General features: G+C 39.2%; 22 protein-coding genes. 16 read left to right on the top strand and 6 right to left on the bottom strand.

Annotated features, from left to right (window positions below):
- The first annotated feature begins 17 nt into the window (after nucleotides 1-17).
- Complete coding sequence (locus AC2TDL_RS03745; protein WP_484698871.1) at nucleotides 18-677, top strand: metallophosphoesterase; 660 nt, start codon at nucleotides 18-20, stop codon at nucleotides 675-677.
- 210 nt (nucleotides 678-887) lie between these two features.
- Here the strand turns inward: AC2TDL_RS03745 and AC2TDL_RS03740 are convergent, their stop codons facing one another.
- Both AC2TDL_RS03740 and AC2TDL_RS03735 read right to left on the bottom strand, forming a co-directional pair.
- A complete protein-coding gene (locus AC2TDL_RS03740) occupies nucleotides 888-1550 on the bottom strand; it encodes a metal-dependent hydrolase (RefSeq protein ID WP_484698870.1) in 663 nt (220 codons plus the stop codon).
- 31 nt (nucleotides 1551-1581) lie between these two features.
- Nucleotides 1582-1743, bottom strand: coding sequence for a hypothetical protein (locus tag AC2TDL_RS03735; protein WP_484698869.1), 162 nt, complete (start codon nucleotides 1741-1743; stop codon nucleotides 1582-1584).
- Between the two features lie 154 nt (nucleotides 1744-1897).
- On the opposite strand from AC2TDL_RS03735, the gene AC2TDL_RS03730 reads away from it, so the two are divergent.
- The 6 genes from AC2TDL_RS03730 to AC2TDL_RS03705 all read left to right on the top strand — a co-directional run bounded on the left by AC2TDL_RS03730 (nucleotide 1898) and on the right by AC2TDL_RS03705 (nucleotide 6768).
- Complete coding sequence (locus AC2TDL_RS03730) at nucleotides 1898-2752, top strand: EamA family transporter (RefSeq protein ID WP_484698868.1); 855 nt, start codon at nucleotides 1898-1900, stop codon at nucleotides 2750-2752.
- Between the two features lie 79 nt (nucleotides 2753-2831).
- The gene (locus AC2TDL_RS03725; protein WP_484698867.1) at nucleotides 2832-3449 is read left to right on the top strand and encodes a nitroreductase family protein; all 618 of its coding nucleotides are present in this window, start codon (nucleotides 2832-2834) and stop codon (nucleotides 3447-3449) included.
- Between the two features lie 13 nt (nucleotides 3450-3462).
- Nucleotides 3463-4392 (top strand): AEC family transporter, encoded by a 930-nt coding sequence (locus tag AC2TDL_RS03720; protein ID WP_484698866.1) that lies wholly within the window; start codon nucleotides 3463-3465, stop codon nucleotides 4390-4392.
- Nucleotides 4393-4541: 149 nt separating this feature from the next.
- Nucleotides 4542-5303, top strand: a complete 762-nt coding sequence (locus AC2TDL_RS03715) for an SDR family NAD(P)-dependent oxidoreductase (RefSeq protein ID WP_484698865.1) — start codon at nucleotides 4542-4544, stop codon at nucleotides 5301-5303.
- Between the two features lie 12 nt (nucleotides 5304-5315).
- Nucleotides 5316-6428 carry a LacI family DNA-binding transcriptional regulator gene (locus AC2TDL_RS03710; protein ID WP_484698864.1) on the top strand — a complete coding sequence of 371 codons (1113 nt, stop codon included), beginning with the start codon at nucleotides 5316-5318 and terminating at the stop codon, nucleotides 6426-6428.
- 115 nt (nucleotides 6429-6543) lie between these two features.
- On the top strand, nucleotides 6544-6768 hold the full coding sequence (locus AC2TDL_RS03705) for a hypothetical protein (RefSeq protein ID WP_484698863.1): 225 nt from the start codon (nucleotides 6544-6546) through the stop codon (nucleotides 6766-6768).
- 46 nt (nucleotides 6769-6814) lie between these two features.
- Here AC2TDL_RS03705 and AC2TDL_RS03700 read toward each other — a convergent pair whose 3' ends face one another.
- Nucleotides 6815-7816, bottom strand: a complete 1002-nt coding sequence (locus tag AC2TDL_RS03700; protein ID WP_484698862.1) for an aldose epimerase family protein — start codon at nucleotides 7814-7816, stop codon at nucleotides 6815-6817.
- 136 nt (nucleotides 7817-7952) lie between these two features.
- On the bottom strand, nucleotides 7953-8282 hold the full coding sequence (locus tag AC2TDL_RS03695; protein ID WP_484698861.1) for a LytTR family transcriptional regulator DNA-binding domain-containing protein: 330 nt from the start codon (nucleotides 8280-8282) through the stop codon (nucleotides 7953-7955).
- Between the two features lie 169 nt (nucleotides 8283-8451).
- Here AC2TDL_RS03695 and AC2TDL_RS03690 point away from each other — a divergent pair, with 169 nt between their 5' ends.
- From AC2TDL_RS03690 to AC2TDL_RS03660, 7 genes are all read left to right on the top strand, one after another.
- A complete protein-coding gene (locus AC2TDL_RS03690; protein ID WP_484698860.1) occupies nucleotides 8452-9684 on the top strand; it encodes an MFS transporter in 1233 nt (410 codons plus the stop codon).
- A 222-nt stretch (nucleotides 9685-9906) separates the two neighbouring features.
- Nucleotides 9907-10329, top strand: a complete 423-nt coding sequence (locus AC2TDL_RS03685) for a hypothetical protein (protein WP_484698859.1) — start codon at nucleotides 9907-9909, stop codon at nucleotides 10327-10329.
- Complete coding sequence (locus AC2TDL_RS03680) at nucleotides 10316-11776, top strand: right-handed parallel beta-helix repeat-containing protein (RefSeq protein ID WP_484698858.1); 1461 nt, start codon at nucleotides 10316-10318, stop codon at nucleotides 11774-11776. The genes AC2TDL_RS03685 and AC2TDL_RS03680 overlap by 14 nt, the downstream gene beginning before the upstream one ends.
- Complete coding sequence (locus tag AC2TDL_RS03675; RefSeq protein WP_484698857.1) at nucleotides 11773-12465, top strand: nitrous oxide reductase accessory protein NosL; 693 nt, start codon at nucleotides 11773-11775, stop codon at nucleotides 12463-12465. The genes AC2TDL_RS03680 and AC2TDL_RS03675 overlap by 4 nt, the downstream gene beginning before the upstream one ends.
- A gap of 44 nt (nucleotides 12466-12509) precedes the next feature.
- Nucleotides 12510-13331, top strand: a complete 822-nt coding sequence (locus AC2TDL_RS03670; RefSeq protein ID WP_484698856.1) for an ABC transporter permease — start codon at nucleotides 12510-12512, stop codon at nucleotides 13329-13331.
- A complete protein-coding gene (locus AC2TDL_RS03665; protein WP_484698855.1) occupies nucleotides 13324-14061 on the top strand; it encodes an ABC transporter ATP-binding protein in 738 nt (245 codons plus the stop codon). Before AC2TDL_RS03670 ends, AC2TDL_RS03665 begins: the two co-directional genes overlap by 8 nt.
- Nucleotides 14051-14614: a TlpA family protein disulfide reductase gene (locus AC2TDL_RS03660; RefSeq protein WP_484698854.1), complete on the top strand. Its 564-nt coding sequence runs from the start codon at nucleotides 14051-14053 to the stop codon at nucleotides 14612-14614. The genes AC2TDL_RS03665 and AC2TDL_RS03660 overlap by 11 nt, the downstream gene beginning before the upstream one ends.
- Nucleotides 14615-14666: 52 nt before the next feature.
- On the opposite strand, the gene AC2TDL_RS03655 is transcribed toward AC2TDL_RS03660, so the two are convergent.
- Both AC2TDL_RS03655 and AC2TDL_RS03650 read right to left on the bottom strand, forming a co-directional pair.
- Nucleotides 14667-15485 carry a sensor histidine kinase gene (locus tag AC2TDL_RS03655; protein ID WP_484698853.1) on the bottom strand — a complete coding sequence of 273 codons (819 nt, stop codon included), beginning with the start codon at nucleotides 15483-15485 and terminating at the stop codon, nucleotides 14667-14669.
- Between the two features lie 44 nt (nucleotides 15486-15529).
- Nucleotides 15530-16183 carry a response regulator gene (locus AC2TDL_RS03650; RefSeq protein ID WP_484698852.1) on the bottom strand — a complete coding sequence of 218 codons (654 nt, stop codon included), beginning with the start codon at nucleotides 16181-16183 and terminating at the stop codon, nucleotides 15530-15532.
- Nucleotides 16184-16463: 280 nt separating this feature from the next.
- On the opposite strand from AC2TDL_RS03650, the gene AC2TDL_RS03645 reads away from it, so the two are divergent.
- Together AC2TDL_RS03645 and AC2TDL_RS03640 are read left to right on the top strand one after the other, a co-directional pair.
- Complete coding sequence (locus tag AC2TDL_RS03645; protein WP_484698851.1) at nucleotides 16464-17393, top strand: copper amine oxidase N-terminal domain-containing protein; 930 nt, start codon at nucleotides 16464-16466, stop codon at nucleotides 17391-17393.
- A gap of 174 nt (nucleotides 17394-17567) precedes the next feature.
- Complete coding sequence (locus AC2TDL_RS03640; RefSeq protein WP_484698850.1) at nucleotides 17568-18065, top strand: hypothetical protein; 498 nt, start codon at nucleotides 17568-17570, stop codon at nucleotides 18063-18065.
- Nucleotides 18066-18189 lie beyond the last annotated feature (124 nt).

Here is an 18189-nt window from a genome sequence, read left to right as displayed (position 1 = left end):
AAGGGTGTTATATATACGTGAAGGATAACGCTTCTTCTCCAAGACTACTCGCAATCTCTGATATTCATGGTCATGCGCAAGGATTATTGACTTTGCTTAAGTTTGCCCAGTATCGGGAAGGAAGAGATCGCCTCATTATGCTAGGTGATTATATGAATGACGACCTAGAGACTTGGGAGACGCTTATTACAATCAAGGAATTAGTTGATCAAGGTGCAGTTGCTTTACCTGGCAATGTCGACTTAAGATTTGCTAAGATGGATTCAATTGATAGACATTTGCAGCCTCTTATCCAGTGGGTTGCACAGTTACCTTTATATCAAATTGAGGGTAATTACTTATTCGTTCATGCTGGGGTAAGACCTAAAGTTCCGTTAGAGCTTCAATCGCTAAAAGACTTAACTGAAATTCGTGAGAAGTTTTGGCACGCAGACACAGGATTGCCCTATACGATTGTATTCGGACATACCCCCACCTTTAAGCTTGGAATTTGCAACGGAAAACTATGGTATGGCAACAAAAAAATTGGCATTGACACAGGAGCAAAACACGGCTGTCGCTTATCTTTAATCGACTTTACCAATAAGCTCGTATATTCTTGTTCTACATCACCTCATATGTTGTATGGTGATATGAAGATAGAACAAATGCAGCGGAAGGAGTCGATCAGCGAGTAATCTAACATAAAAATCAAAAAAGCTTTGTTGCTGTCACAAAACAAAGCTTTTTTGATTACAAGCTATAGAGCCTAACAAACAAAACTACCAGCGGAGGAGCAATACCTCCTGTTAACGAAGTGTGTCGCTTTTAAAGCCTGTTGCAACCATAACAAAAATAAAAGCAACAGGCTTTAAACCGCGACAAAAAGGAGGAATTGTTCCGTAGCCTTATAACTTCAACCTAAATTTTTTCTTCCAAAGTGGAAATAAAAACTTAACCCCTGCGGGCGTAAACATATCTGCAACTATGTGTGACAGATACGTTAGCATTGCGAGAATCCCTAGTCCGTCGATAGCTAGCTGAGCTTCAAGACCAAAGCCGATCCAGCCCCAAATTGGCACCACCCATAACGTATGCGTTAAGCCGCGATGGCTTAACCAAGGTGCAATTACTACAAAGATACCTAGACCAATTAGCCAGTACCAACCTTCCATATATCCGTAAACGCCCAGTCCAAATCCTGCTAGACTGACCATCGCATTGCGCCAAAAGCCGCGCGAGACAAGCAAGCCAAGCAACGTAAGCATGGTTGCTCCGCCTACACTCTGCCAGAGCCAGCCTGGGCGAAAATGTTCATTTGTGAAATAGAAAAATCCTAAAATTAGTAAAGCTGATAGTCCTAAAATAATGCTGCTTGTCCGTAAAGTACGGCTGAGCTTAGACAACTTGCGTGTTAGCATGCTTGGACCGTCTAAATCAGCAGCTAAAGCTGAAAATCCGCCGACAACAACAAAGCATGTCATCGTATCAAGCCCACTGCCAGGAGCATGAATGAAGCTATATGCAGCACCGATAATTGCTCCTATTGCTAAATGTGTTTTGCCGTTCATAAATCCTCCATATATTACCTTAGAAAACAACTTATAGATGCTTATGATTTACTTGCTCATTGCGAATCATTTGCTCAAGCTTTTCGATAAGAATGTTATCCATTGGATCTGATTTTATTTTTCTAAACCAGCCCCAACGTTTTTTTTCTTTAAGCAGCTTTAATAAATATTGCTTTTCTGCTAATGTAAACATGCTGAGTCCTCCCGTATCTTCTATCAACAATATAGTTTGATTGTAAAGGTCTATCCTATGAATTACAATCTTTCATTGAAAGATTATAGAGTTGAAGCTAGAATAGAAGCAATGTGCATTCAGCTTTGCTAAGGACTAGGAGATGAACTAAATAATGTGGTTACTTTTTGCATTGTTTGCTGCAATTGCTTTTGGCATTCGAGGCAGTTTGTATCACTGGACAAGTACGCTTGGCTTTAATCGTAATCTCATGCTATGTGGTGTATTTGCTTCAGGTGCAATCATTAATTTAGCAGCAACATTTATTACAGGTGAACAGTGGAATACTGCATCATTAATTGGTATTCAAATGGGGCTATTCTCATTCGCAGCAAGTGCTTGTATGTATCAAGGTTTTGCCGTCGGTAAACCATCACTAATTGCGATTCTTACTGCTTTGCCGCCAGTCGTCGTTGTTATTGTTGCTTATTTTCTATGGAATGAAAAACTTCATACGATGCAGTTTATTGCGTTTATTGTATTAGTTTGCGGCATTTTAATTATTCGGTATTCGAATGATTTGTCTCTTAAAAATTTGCAAGGCGCGCAGTGGGGACTATTAACGATGCTATTTTTTGCTGCTAACGATCTGTCGACAAAATGGTCAACGATGGAAGGGGCTAGCAAGTTTCCAACTTTAACAAATATGTTTATTACAGGCGCTTTGTGCTTTGCCTTGCTTTCGCTTATTGATAATCGTAAAAGTAAACAAGCCCCAAGCAAGTATAGCAAGCTGCACACTTGGGGAGTTGGTTTATTAGTAGGGACCAGCAATGCAATCGGTATGATTCTAAATATGTATGCCTTTGGGTTAGGGATTACTGGTCTTGTCTCTGCAATTATCGCAATGAATGTGGTTGTTATTCTGTTATATACTCGTTTTATTGCTAAAATTCCATTTACTAAACTGGAGTTAACAGGGATGGGGTTTGCTTTTATTGGGGTGCTTCTAATCCACTTGTTTAAGTAAGAAGTAATGTGTAATATAGTTGATGAATACTTTAGAAGTAAAATAAATAAGCAATTTGATTGAATAGGAGGAGGAAACTATGAGTTCAAATGTAACTGGTTGTGAATCAAAGCAATACAATAAGGATGTACTTGATATACGTCAACCGCAGCATGGTGCAGATCCGATATTTATTAACCGTTGGTCAACACGCGCATTTTCTCCATATGAGCTATCAAAAGAGGAGCTATACACTGTATTAGAAGCTGCACAATATGCCCCATCGGCAAATAATTTTCAACCTTGGCGCTTCTATATTGCGCAAACTGAGCAGGAAAAAGAGCTTTTCTTATCCTTTATTTTGCCTCGGAACGTACAATGGTGTAAAAATGCATCAGCATTAATTTTATTAGCATCCGATACACTAACGCCAGATGGCAATGAAAACCGCAAGCACGCCTTTGATGCAGGTGCAGCATGGCAATCGATAGCTTTACAAGCTCATTTGCTCGGATTAAATACGCGTGCAATGGGTGGCTTTGAAGTTGAAGCGGCTCGTCAAAAGCTGAATATTCCAGCGCAGCTTGTTCCGCAAATTGTAATCGCATTAGGTAAACCAGGCAGTTTGGAGCAGCTAGATCCTTCATTCCATCCTATGAACAAGCCTACACCACGTAAATCACTGGAAGAGCTTGTTATCCCATATGAAGTAAAGTAGGATTGCCATTAAAATGAGCATCTTTTTGCATATCCTGCTAAATAACGTTATGCCGATGACCATTATGATTGTCATCGGTATTGTTTTGGAAAAAATATTTCATCTCGATATTAAGACGCTCTCCAAGCTTAATTTTTATTTATTTTCACCCGTAATGATTTTTTCATTGCTTTATGAAACGGCGATTGCTGCTGACCTTATCGGTAAAGTAATGTTGTTTTTTTGTCTGTTTATGGTTATTCAATATGGTGTTGTTGAGATCGTTGTTCGCTTGCGCGGTTATTCACCATCAATGCGAAGTGCAATGCGCAACAGCGTATTATTCTATAATAGTGCCAATTACGGTATACCGTTAAATCAGCTAGCTTTTGCAGGAAATAAAGTGACGTTAGGCGTTCAAATATTAATTATGATGGTGCAGTCGCTTATTCCTAATACCTATGGTGTATACAGCGTAAATGCTCATAAATTAAGTTTGAAGGAAGTATGGAAAACAATTATTGGCATGCCAGTTATTTATGCCATTCCGCTTGCTTTTCTGTTTCGTATTTTTGAAATTCCAATTCCAGATCCGATCCAAACTCCAATTAATTATGTATCCGATGCATTTATCGGTACAGCGCTGCTTACGTTAGGGGTACAATTAGGACAAATGAAGTGGAAGGTTTCACAGGAGCTTGCGATAGATGTTGGCATTTCCGGTGCATTAAGACTTGTAGCTGGACCATTGTTAGCATGGGCTGTTGTCAGTTTATTAGGTATTGATGGACTTATTGCTGCTGCATTAATTGTTTCTTCGGCAGTACCGACCTCATTGAGCAGTGTGTTGCTCGCTGTAGAATTTGATAACGAGAAGGAATTTGCTTCACAAGCTGTTTTTGTATCAACATTGTTAAGTATTTTTACAGTAACTGTCGTTATTTTTTTACTTAATCTAGGGTAAATTGCATTTATTTATGATTATCTTGCTATTTGGTTTAAGGAGTTTAATCTCCTAAATTGAATAGCTTTTTTATTAACATAGTGTGTTTAGTTAGGGATTATGGTAGCATAAAAGCTAACGAATCTAATGATAAGGAGTTACTAATACATATGAAAATATCTTTAACAGGAAAAACAGCGTTAATAACAGGTGCTACTGGTTATTTAGGCAGAGTAATGGCTAAGACTCTTGCTCAATGTGGAGCTAATATCGTTATCCATTATCATGGCAACCGTGCTAAAGCTTTGCAGCTGCAGCAGGAAATCGAGCAGCTTGGGGTAAAAGCAATGATTGCCCAAGCGGATATAACGAAGCAGGAGCAAATTATGCAAATGCAGCAGCAAATTCAAAATGAACTAGGAGAAGTGCATATTGTTGTTGCTAATGCTGTTATCCAATATGAATGGACTTCCTTGCTTGAGCAGGCGCCAGAGGATTTTCAAGGTCAATTTGATTCCTGTGTCATGCAAAGCGTATATTTAGCGAAAGCGTTTATCCCGCAAATGAAAGAACGGGGTGAAGGAAGATTTATTGGTATTAATACGGAATGTGCGATGCAAAACTTCCCAACACAAGCTGCCTATGTTGCAGGTAAGCGCGGTATGGATGGAATTTATCGTGTGCTTGCTAAAGAGGTTGGCGAGTTTGGCATCACCGTTAATCAGGTTGCACCTGGTTGGACGATTAGCGACCGTGATCGGGAAGCTGGCACAGAGCTTAACGAAGCTTATAGTGCGAATGTGCCATTAAAACGTAGAGGCACTGATCAAGAAATTGCAAATGTTGTAGCTTTCCTAGCTTCGGACTTATCAAGTTTTATTACAGGAGCATATATTCCCGTAAATGGCGGAAATGTTATGCCTGCGATTTAGGAGGTTTTTCGTATGGCAAAAAAGGTGACGATGCAACAAATCGCTAACTACTTAGGAGTTTCTAAATATGTTGTATCTAAGGCTTTATCAGGAAAAGGCGGCGTTAGCGAGGCGACGAAGGAACGTGTTATCGAAGCAGCGGCGCAGCTGGGATATTATAATCAACGCCCATCAAGCTCATTCAGCCAAAATACAATCGTTACACTCGGTAAGCAGTCACTGCAACAAGGGAGCAATCAACAAACGGTTTTCGTCTTAATGCCCAATGTTCGTTTCCAAACGAAGGAGTCGCTCTACTGGGGAAGAATTATCGATGGAATTTCCAATGAATTAGAGCAAAGAGGATTAGGCATGGTTATCGTGTCGGAGCAAAGCACGGATTCCTTAACTAAGTTTATTAATCCTGACGGCATATTAGGCATTATTGGTGTTGGTGAAATTAGTTCAACTTATGTGTTAGAGCTGCATCGCTTAGGCATTCCGATGGTGCTAGTCGATCATGAGGACGAGCTAATTTCATTGGATAGCATATTTGCTGATAATTATGAAGCTACCTATCGCTTAACTAAACAATTGTTAAGCAGCGGCAAAACGGATATTGCTTTTGTTGGAGATATTCATTTTTCTCGCAGCTTTTATGATCGTTTTTTAGGGTATCGGGCAGCGTTAGAGGAGTTTAGCCTACGCCAAAATCAAGGGGCAGGCGTCGACAAAATGGATAAAAGCCAAACTGGCAGTAATCTGGAGTGGCTACAGCAAAGCTTGCTTACTTTGCAAGGACTCGATCATGCACAAATAGCAGAGCAAATCGACAAGTGGCTGCAAGGTTTACGAAAGCTGCCTAAAGCGATTGTATGCGGAAATGATGCAATTGCTTTAGTTGTTAGTGAAGTAGTAAGCTCGCGAGGTATTGCAATTCCTGAGCAAATATCGATTACAGGCTTTGATAATATTGAAGACTCTTATATGAAAGGAATAGCATTAACGACAGTCCATGTTCCAAAAGAAATGCTTGGCAAAAAAGCAGTAGAACGACTGATAGAGCGACTTGCACATCCAGAGGAGCCTACAATGAAGTTACTGGTGAAGAGCGAGATCATTTATCGCGAATCTACGTCATTTTGATCCTAATCCTGCAACCTACCTAATTTATGAATGAGAAATCGAATCGCAAATGAAGGTTGCGAGGGAACTAGAAGAAAAATTAAGACATTGTAATGAGTGAGGAAAGCAAGGAGCATTGCTTTCTGATGCCCACGCAGCACGAGCGAAGCAGGTTGTGGCAACGACGGAGGAACAGCAGCAAATTCTAAATGAAGTGAAGGGGAATATTCAAGGATTAAGCGATATTGCGTCGGAACTGCAAGAAACTTCTCGGCGTTTTACGATCAATAATATCATTCAATTTAGAAATGAAGCGGGATTCTTTAACAAATGCGAAAAGAGCAGCCTTTGCCTGGTTTAGATTAATAGGGGGCAAGGGTTGCTCTTTTTTTGATAATAAATAAGATCTATGCTTTTACAATATATAAGCGGCTAGTTTCTTCCCAAATATGACCTGGCTCTAATGCAACAAGACCGATTTGCTCGGCTGGCAGCTTACTATTTGGCGCATTTACAAGATTTAATTGCGGTTCAGGGCAGAAAAACTCAGGAGTCGCACCATTATTCCAGATCATCCATTGCTTGTACTGTGTACCTACATCATAAATTAATTTAAGACCAAGACGATGATCAGTTAGCTCCATCATATTGCGGCCATTTTTTGTACCGCTTGTGTAATGATTGTCCATTGAACTCCAATAAGGATTCAAGCCAGTTGTTTTCATTTTAGCTTCTTCTTCTGTTAGTGGCTGGTACTTGCCAGTTGGCAGCATACGCTCGTTAAGCTCCCAACGTTCATTAATGGTTAATGTAAATGTGTAATCGTCTGCGCTGCTTTCTTTTGAGAAAGGTGCATTAATTGCAGTATGGAAAGCAATTAAGCAAGGCATCGTTGTTTCGCCTTGATTATGTACAGACACATGTTGCAATAAGCCGTTGTCACTTAAAGAGTAGCGCAGTCTAATTGTAAAATGATGCGGTAAGTACTTATAAATTTCATGTTCTGGTGTAACTGTAATGCTGAAAATCGCATAGCTTTCTGAAGCCGTTACATTATATTCATCAACATTCCATTTTGCAGTATGGAAAAAGCCATGCAAATGGTTGCCAGTTGCCTCTTCATTAACTGGGAATTGATATTCTACACCATTAAAGCTGAATTTACCATCCTCATAGCGGTTTGGCGGGAATAGAACAGGAATACCGTAAATACCTGGGTTTTCACGGAAATGATCCATTTTGTCAGCAGTCGGTTCTCTTAAAATTGTTAGTTTTCTTTCGAGATCGCGAAAAGCAATTAAGTTAGCTCCTACTGCTGGAACAACAGCAGCCTTATAGTTTCCCCATTCCAGCCACACTGCAGCTTCATCATGAAATTGTCCTTCATATGCTTTTCCTTGGATAGACATCTATAATCCTCCTAATAACGTTTTCATAAATCATGTTAGCAAAAACTTAACCCACATTTAGCATATCAGCATTAGTAAAAACAAACAACCGCTAATCTTATCAAAAAATTAGCGGTCAATGAGTTCTTATGGAATTTTATAGCGCGAGCAGTTGCTTTAGCTTTTGTTCTGTACGCTTGCTAACTGCAAGCATTTTTGGCTCTTTCTGTTGGGTATCGAAATAAATCATGCCTGCAATAATTGCTTTAATACGAGATAAATTGATGTAGCACGTAGAGCTAATCGGATAATATCCTTTTCTTTTGAGGAGAGCTTTAAGCTCTGCCGAAGTCAGGCGCACCTTCCGATTACAATTGTGGGTATGAAGGCATACCAATCCTTCCGAACCAACATTAAAATAGAGAATTTCCTTCTCCAGGTCAAAGTCGTTATACATTGTGCGCTCATTTAGTGCAACATTCATCATTCGAATACCCCCCCTTAAGATATATGAACAACTGAAATGTTAGCGTTTACATTATACCACAGCTATATAAAATTGAAAAGACTAAAAAATGATTTTACGGTATTCTGCTTATGTGATAAGATCACTAGTGTTAAATTATTTTAGAACTAAAACAATTGGAGAGGAAACAATGAACAGTAAACTTAGTGCCGCTGCAGCTCCTAAGTTGGCAGCGAGTAGTGCAGTTACAAGCTTGACGGTTTACTCCATTTTATTTGCCGTTAGTGCTGTACATATGCTAAATGATACGATGCAAGTTGTTGTTTCTGCACTATTCCCAATTTTTAAATCTTCACTTGGTTTGAGCTATGGGCAAATTGGCTGGATCGCATTTACTTTAAATATGACCTCATCTGTGATGCAGCCAGTGGTTGGCTCCTGGTCAGATCGCAGACCGATGCCTTGGTTATTAATAGTCGGCATGGCATGCAGTATGGCAGGGATTGCTGGGTTAGCATTTGCTCCGAACTTTTGGTTAGTTTTGCTTTGTGTAATCGGAATCGGATTAGGATCAGCTGTTTTTCATCCTGAAGGCTCACGCGTCGTTTATTTCGCAGCAGGTAATAAGCGCGGCTTGGCACAGTCAATTTATCAGGTAGGAGGGAACTTCGGCTCCTCTCTTGCACCTTTAATGACAATTTTTATTTTTGTTCCGCTAGGTCAGCGTGGCGCAGTATGGGGAACCCTGCTAGCAGCTACCGCGATTGGTATCCTGCTCTATGTTGTACCTTGGTATAGTAAGCAGCTAGCCTTACAGGGAGTACCTGTTAAGAAAAAAACGCTTGCGAATACTAGCAGTAGCAATATACCTAAGAAGGTTGTTTACATGGGGATGGGCATTCTCCTAACGATTGTTTTTACGCGTTCTTGGTACGGAGCAGCGATTAGTAATTATTATCAATTTTATGTACAAAATGAATATGGATTAACTGTACAACAAGCCCAAATTCCACTCTATCTCTTTATGGTGTTTGGAGTAATAGGGACTTTTTTTGGCGGAATGTTTGCTGATCGTATTGGCAGAAAGGCAATGATGATTATTTCCTTAGTAGGCTCAATTCCGTTAGCGTTAATTTTGCCTCATTTATCTTTGTTCTGGGTCTATCCTGTCGTATCATTACTAGGTTTAATTCTGCAATCAGGATTTTCAGTAAGTGTTGTGTATGCGCAGGAGATTATGCCTAACAAAGTAGGAACAGCATCAGGACTGATTACTGGTTTTGCCTTCGGTATGGGTGCTGTTGGTGCAGTGGCACTTGGCAGCTTAGCCGATATAACTTCAATGGAGTTTGTTATGATATTGACTAGCTTGCTGCCTTTATTAGGGTTTCTCTCTTTTTTATTGCCTAAAGATCGTGAATGATAGGATTCAATGAAGTTAATACTTAGGAAGTCTGCTATGAAGCAGGCTTCCTTTTTATTTGTCATTTAATGTATCAATGTACGGTGATTGACTGTTATTAAGAAAAATTGTCAAAGATCATCCACATTTTTTGTTCGAATATAGCCCCATATAGTCATGGCGGAGCAATGGCTGCTAACTATACTAATTACTAGCATAGGGAAAGCGGTGAAGCCGAATTTTATGAAAAGGATATGCAAATCGTTCTTCTTGCTACTACTCGTCATGTTTATAAGCGGATGCAATTCTAGCTCAGCTTCTAATTATGATTCATTCCAGCTGGAGTTCGAGCAACCGCCAGAGCTAGGGGCACAATTACATACAATTCCAAGTGAACCGATTGTTGGTGAAGTGACAATTGTTCGAGTGACGCTGCCAATTGAGTCTAAGCCAAGCGATGGCATGCGAATAGAGCTGCGTAATAATAGCAGAGAAACAAGACTGTACGAGGCAGAAGAAAAAATGATTGACAATCAGTTAATCTATGAAATTGAAGCAGTATTTGAACAAGCGGGAGAAAATTTAATTGTTTATCATTGCAATGTAGCGAATTACCATGTGATGAGCAGCTTTACGATCGAGGTGAAGTCAGATGAAGGATACTAAGCACAATAAAATCAAATCTGCTTCATCTGCTGGCTTCAAATTCGCCTTAATATTACTAACAATTCTCTGTATTTTCAATTTTACCTTTACATTGGATATTGGGGTTGTAACGGCTAAAGAAAGAAGCAGAGGTTATGGAGAGCTGCCAGAGTCTAAATTATTTCGCAAGGCGCAAAACTTTACTCCAATCCAACCATTAGTCGATGCTGTTCCGCCGAATGGCGAGCTAAAGCTAGAGGACAAGCAGTATATCGGGCCGCTGTACATCAATAAGCCGATTACGATTAGCGGACTAGGTGATCAAACGACGATTTATCTTTCTAGCGAGGAAAATGAGGAGCAAAGTATTATCGTACAAAGTGATGATATTCAGCTAACGAATTTCACTATTGTTGATGAACGAAAGCAGCCGCAGCGAGCAGTTATAACAGCAGAAGGACATAGCAATGTGTTGCTTCAGCAGTTAAATATTCAGACAAGAGCTAAGGCAATAGAAATGTTAAATATGAAGCAAAGCAAACTGCTTCATAATGTAGTTGAATGGAACGGGGATTCACTTACGAAGCAAACTAGTCGAGGTAATGGCGTTTTTATATACGAAAGCTCGGATATTGTGGTTGAAGGCAATACAATTTCTGAAGTTTATGATGGGGTTTATGTCGAAAACAGTGATCATTTAACAATACGCCAAAACAAGGTAACTGATTCTCGTTATGGTTATCATATGATGTACTCTGAGAGAATTGAGATTGCCGAAAATGAAAGTCATAACAATGTTATTGGGCTTATGATTATGACTTCAAATGATATTACGCTAGAGCAAAATCAGCTATCGGGGCATCAAGCTAATGCAAATGCTTCTGCCATTCTTATTTATGATGTGTTTAATGCTAAAATTTTCGCTAATTTCATTTCAAATAATCGAATTGGTTTGACGATAGAGCGCAGTCAACAGCTTGAAGTCATTAACAATGAGCTCGATCATAACTTTGTTGCTTTGCAGTTGCAAAGTGCAGATGAGCTGTTGCTGGAGCAAAATAATTTTATTGGCAATGTGAGCAATGTATGGGATGACGGCAGCACAGAGCCAATTATTCGCCATAATTATTGGGACTCCCTGCAGGGACTAGATTTAGATGGAGATAGTTACAGTGAGCTTCCCTACAAGTCAGCTCCATTTTTTCTGTCACTAATTGAACGCAGACCTAGCTTTCAGCTATTGTTTGGCACACCAGGGGTAGCCTTTATTGAGCAAATGTATCAAGGAGATTCCAAGCACTGGATTAGTGACTTAGCTCCTCGCATTAAAATACAGCAAGTTGATCAATCTTTCTTTCAGCAAGGGGCGGTTACTAAAGGAGTGCAATGGGGGATGTTGTTAAGCTGGTTGCTGCTTACAGCACTAGCGTTTTATATCATTATAAAAGTAAGGAGATATGAGCAATGAAGCAATGGAAATGGTTTAGTTTGACACTGTTAATCGCTTGTTTATTTGTTGGAGGCTGTGGAAAAGAGAAATATCCACCAGTAGCGATAAATGAAGAGGTAGATCGCTGTGAAATTTGTAATATGGCAATTAAGGATGATGCTCATGCCACACAAATTATTACAAAGGAAGGTCGCTCCTTAAAATTTGATGATTTGGGCGATCTAAATAAGTGGAGAGTAGAAAATGGAACAGAGCAAATTGCAGCTACTTATGTGCGAGATTTCAATAGCTTGGAATGGTTGAAATATGAGAAGGCTTATTATGTTTATGATGCTTCAATTAGTACCCCTATGGCTTATGGCATTATTTCATTTGAGAAAGAGGATGACGCAAAGCAATATATTGAGGAGAACGGCGTAGGTAAACTAATGACAGCAAAGGATTTGGAGTCGCATTCATGGGAAGTGAACAAGGAAATGAAGAAAGCTCATCATCATCAAGAGGGAGATTCGCATGAACATGACCATATGACAGAGCAAGAGCATGAAGGTATGTCCGAAGATGGACAAGCTGAACATGATGGTATGGAAGAGCAAGATGGTACTGCTGAGCATGGACAAAATAGTATGGAAGAGCAAGAGCATAGTGAGGAAAAGACTGAGCAGGAACATGGAGAAGCAGCTGAACAAGCACACAGTGGCGTATGATGCAGAAGCAAACAACTCATTAAAATCTGGTACAGGAGATGGCAATGAATCATTTTACAACGATAATGAAGCGAGAGCTTAAGCTAGGCTTTCGTAATCCATGGGCATATTCTTTTCTAGTGTTGTTCATCTTGTTCATGCTAAGCTTGCTGCTAATTAACGAGCAAGGTTATACATCAGGCTATTCAGCAGTAACAGGATTGCTAATGAACTTAACATTATATCTGCTCCCGCTAATTACATTAATGCTAGGCTCCTTTTCACTTACTGGAGAAAAGGAGGATGGCAGTGCTGCACTTCTTTATACTTATTCGCTTGATGAGGCAAGCTGGATTGGCGGTAAATACGTGGGGCTGCTTATTGTTCTGTCCCTTATCGTTACGATCGGTTATGGGATCACAGGCATTATTAGCAGTCTGACTACTCATTCTCTTGCTCCATCAGCATACTTGCTGCTCTTTTTGTTTGCATTGCTGTTAATTGTTACATTTTTAGCGATTGCGATGTTAGTTGGAGCTCTAGCTGCAACACGCTGGCAAGCTTTAACGTCAGTAATAGGAGTATGGTTTTTTCTAATCATTGGTTGGTCACCAACAATGATTGCTCTTCTTGGTCAGCTTCCTTATTTATGGATAAAGCCGTTGTTAACAGTGTTTACGTTTCTTAATCCAGCAGAATGGATCAGAATCTATATCATTACTAACCTTGGCGGAGGAACGATTATTGGACCAGAGTATTACGAGTGGGTAACATGGATTAAGCATCCTTCAGGCCATATTGCTTTTATCTTTTTGCTAATACTGTATGTGCTAGGCTTTTTATCACTTGCTGGTTACGTGCGAAAAAGGGGGCATCAACGTGATTAATTTATGCATCAAAAATGTATCTAAAGTGATTAAGGGAAGAACAATCGTGGCGCCGTTTTCATTAAACATCAAATCTGGTCAAATCGTTGCTCTTTGCGGCGGTAATGGTGCCGGTAAAAGCAGTATAATCAAGATGGTAGCGGGGTTGAAGAAGCCTAGCAGCGGATCAATTACATTAGATGGATATAGTATAAAGCAGGATAGAGTGCAGTATTTAAAAAGATTAGGTTATATGCCTGACGATTATCAATTTATAGAAAATGTGAATGCCTATGAAATGTTAGCTTTTTGGGGAGAACTAAAGCGTCAATCTGACAGTCGGGTACGTGAATTACTAGAGTTAGTAGGATTGGCGGATACAGGTAATAAAAAAGTAGGGAAATTTTCCAAGGGAATGCGTCAACGTTTGCTATTAGCTCAGGCTTTGTTAAGCAAGCCTAGCTTATTGCTCCTCGATGAACCGACCAATGGATTAGATCCTTACTGGATGAAACAGTTTGTAACGATAATAAATTCGGCTGCTAATGAAGGAGCCAGTGTATTGTTTTCAACTCATCAACTGCAGATTGCAGAGGCGGTAGCGGATCATATTATTTTGCTTGATCAAGGACAGATTAAGCTATCTAACAGCTATGAGGAAATAAAACAGCAATATGGTGAGGATGGCTTGCAATCCGCATATGAGGCAATCTTTTGGGGAGAAGAAGGAGAGATGGAGCGTGTTCGCTAATAAGAGCTCCTATGCTAAGACTTTTCTCTCTATGATTATTCTTATTGCAGCAGTTATTATCGCCGCAATCTTTATTTATATAGAACTTGGGGCCAAGTCGTCTCAAATACCAATTGTTAGAGCGGGCGATGATTTGCCTGCTATTAAGCTATCAGATTTAGAAGGAGAACGAACAACGCTGCAAGCATTAACCCCTAATGCTGAACCGATGCTGATTAACTTTTGGGCAAGCTGGTGTAAGCCTTGTATCGAGGAATTACCGTTACTTAATGAAGCGCAAAGCTTTGTTCCAGAAGTAACCTTTATCGCTGTAAATATGAAGGAGGATTTAGATAAAATCCAATCCTATATGGAGCGTTACGATATAACGATGACGGTGCTGCGTGATGAAACCTTAAGCTGGAAAGCGGCGTTAGCGATGCAGGGGTATCCAGTGACGATTCTAGTTGATAAGCAAGGGGTAATTCAGCACATTCATACGGGCGCCTACAGCACAATAGAGGAAATTATTGAGCAAAGTAAAAAGCTTGTAGCGGGTGAGGGAATTACATAATATTTTTGATCCTGGAAACGAATTGTTGAAAAAAGCAAGGTAGTTTTAGTAACTAATCCTTGCTTTTTGTAATACGAAAATAGGTTTGATCCTGACGGCGCTCAATATCAAATTGCCAATTCCAGCGCTCTGCTCGCCCATGTACCATTGCTAAACCAAATTGCTCATGACGTGAAAGTTTCTGATCTGAAAAGCCGACACCGTTATCTCTTACACAGCAATACCAGCCTTTTTCTGTAGGAAAGGCATCGATCCAAATTTGGTCTGCTCGTGCATGTTTTTTAATATTGTACAAGCCTTCACGAATGGAAAGCAGTAAATCTATCCGCTCTTTTAGAGGTAATAGCTCATCATTTAACTTCCAATTAAGCTGAACTTGCACATCCATACGCATTTCCAAATCATCAATAAATTGACCTAGCTGTTCCTTAAGCTGCAAGCTTTGCACATTAATAGGTGCGCGCAAACTCATAATTGCTTCACGAACGTAAGCATTCGTTTGATGAATTTGAGCCTTTAGCTTATTGTAATGCTCCTCAGATTGCTCGCGATACGCTTGTTCAAGCTGAACATTTAGAAGAAATAGTGATTGCGAAATGCCATCATGCAGCTCAGAGGCGATATGTTCTCGCTCGAGCAGCACATCTTGCATTGCTTTTGATTCATTTAACTCTTTTTGATTATTTTCCATAATGGAAAAAAGCTTAGTTAGAAAGACGATCGTAACAATAAACACGATAACAGGCGTTAACCAGTTGCCCAGCTCCATCGAAATATACGACAGCAAAAACTCATGCCGAATATATTCCCATAATCCAATTGTTAATGTAGGTATGATAAGAATTAACCACTTATTTACTCTATAGCTCATTGTATCCTCCTGATACTCCACTCAATTGCTATCATTGCATCTTACTATTGCTCTTGTATCCATCCCTGCTCGTAGGCATAGCGAGTCAGTTGCACTCGATTGCTTAAATGCAGTTTTTGCAGAATATTTTTTAAATGATTTTTAACCGTATGCTCGGAAATATCAAGCTGCTGGGCGATTTCACGATTTACATAGCCTTTGGCAACCAGTTTTAAAATATCCTGTTCACGTGAAGTCAGGGGGTGTTTGTCCTCTTCTGATGAACGATTAGCTGTAAATTCCTTTAGCATGCGAAATGCCAGTTCCTTTGTTACTGGAGCTTCATCTAGCGCAACAGCATGAAGATAATCTAGCCACGCACTAGGCTGTAAATTTTTTAGCAGATATCCTTGTGCCCCATTTTTTATTGCTTCAAATAGATGAGTAATATCATCCGATACGGTGACCATAATAATTTTAATATAGGGAAAGCTAATTTTTAGTCGTTTGGTCGCTTCCAAGCCGCTCATACCTGGCATTTGAATATCCATTAAAATGAGGTCTGGCATGTAGCGCTCGGTTAATTGGAGCGCTTCTTCACCTGAAGCACCTTCAGCAACAATGGTAAAGTGCGGATCTTGTCCAATAATGGTGCGAATCCCCTCGCGAGCATGCTCATGGTCATCTATAATTAAAATACGACATTTTGCAGTAGACATGATGAACCCCTTTCCTAGTTCAAATACTAGTATTATAGCATGTTGTTTCTCCACCAAAATGACTACAAAGAGCTATATGTTTGGATTATGGCAGTAGATTAACAGATTACTTGTTATCCGTATCAAAGAAAATATAGAAATTATTGGATGAATATGCTATACTATACATAACGAAGAAGCACTTCCTGATGAGGAGGTGCTTTTTTTGATCAACCGTTAATAGACAGCTAAATAAGAGTAGCTGGATAATAAAAAGATTTAAGATGGGAGCGAATTTAGGATGAAGAAAGGTTTAATACTAATGTTAGCAATTTTTGTTGTGTTTACTTTGTTTGGCAGTGTGTCTGCTGCAGCAAGCAACAACGTACCAACATTTAAAGTGGATGGCAAGCTCTTTGTTACACCAAAAGGTGAGCCGCAGCCATATATCAATAAAGACAATCGGACAATGGGGTCGCTGCGTTTACTAGCGTCTGCATTGGGAGTGCCAAACAGCAATATTAAGTGGGATCAAGCAAAACAAACGGCTACGTTAAAGCGAGCAAATAATACTGTCTCTGTGACAGTTGGAAAGAAAGTGATTATCGTAAATGGCAAAAACGTTACGATGGACACCGTTGCAGAAATGAAGCAAGGACGTGTGTTTATTCCAGCACGCTTTATTGCTCAAGGGCTAGGTGTGAACATTAGCTTTGAAAGCAAGACGAATACAGTTAATTTCTTAACTGGCGCAGAAGTGGTGAATAATAATTTTGCGGATTATGGCTTGGAAAAAGTTAAGGATCTGCCAATATCTATTGCTGCTGGTGGATTAGAGGTTACGTATCATGAAGCATTTTTGTACAAAACTAGTTCTGCTGAAGCTAAATCGCTCCATGAGAAATACAAATTTGACAATATTGATGGTGCATCTCATATTCTTTGGCTAAAAGTGACGATTACTAATAAATCCAATAAGAAAATAGCAAGAGATTATACTGATCAGCAAATGAAAATTGGAGCAATGAATTCTTTAGGAGCATCAATGAGTTATGCCTACTCAGATGCAAATGATTATCTATATAGATGGAAGTTAGAACCTAATGAATCAATTTCGGGATATGTAGCCCTTATGAAAAAAAATAATGAATTAATAGATTTTATTGTACTTAGTACAATTCATAAAGATGATATTAATTCGGTCTTAATTTATGGGGAGGAACCATTCTAAGATGCACAGAATTTTTAAGATTTTCTTAATATTTTCACTGCTTTTAATGCTCCTACCTAGCTTTAAAACATTTGCAGACAATGGACTAGAGCCATATAAACAAATCTTAACAGCTACTCCTGAACAGGCTAGTATGGATAAAATATCAGAGTATATAGAGTAGGGGAGGATAAAATGAGTTATTTTATTAAAATTGTACTTTTTTTTAGTTTAATATACATGCCTGCATGGTTATTTGAAATCGAACATAGCAACTGGAATTACATAAGAGAACACCTAAAAGATTCAAATAATATCGCAGCACATGATGCACTTATTTTAAGTCTTGATGTAGATGCGTTGAAAGAAGGTCGATTCATTATTGATCGAGTAAAAGCTGAAGAAGAATATAAAAAATCATTGGCGGCCAATTTAAAATTAGAGCTAAATATGAATCCAAAATCAAATAGTAAACTAAAAAATCCAGTAGAGATTCTCTATTTTGATGTAATAGATGATAGCAATGCAATATTTCCTTTTTTATATGAAAATGAGGAATACAAGATAGCTGAATACTTAGAAGGACCTGCAATTGTTGCAGTGATTAATAATAAACAGACTTTAATATTAAACATAGAAAGCCGAAAAGATAGTATTTTGGCGCCGACAGTATATCAATACAAAGTTTATTGAATGTACTTCAACGAACAAGGTAAGTTTACGCTTAGCGTAAACAGCGAGTGACCCCATTTGTTGCTGCAACCATTGTAACATGTACTTCCTGTCGGCAAGGGAAAATAAAGTATCTTTATTTTCT

The organism is Paenibacillus sp. plas6 (assembly GCF_057221655.1).
This window is presented reverse-complemented; position numbering and strand designations above follow the sequence as displayed.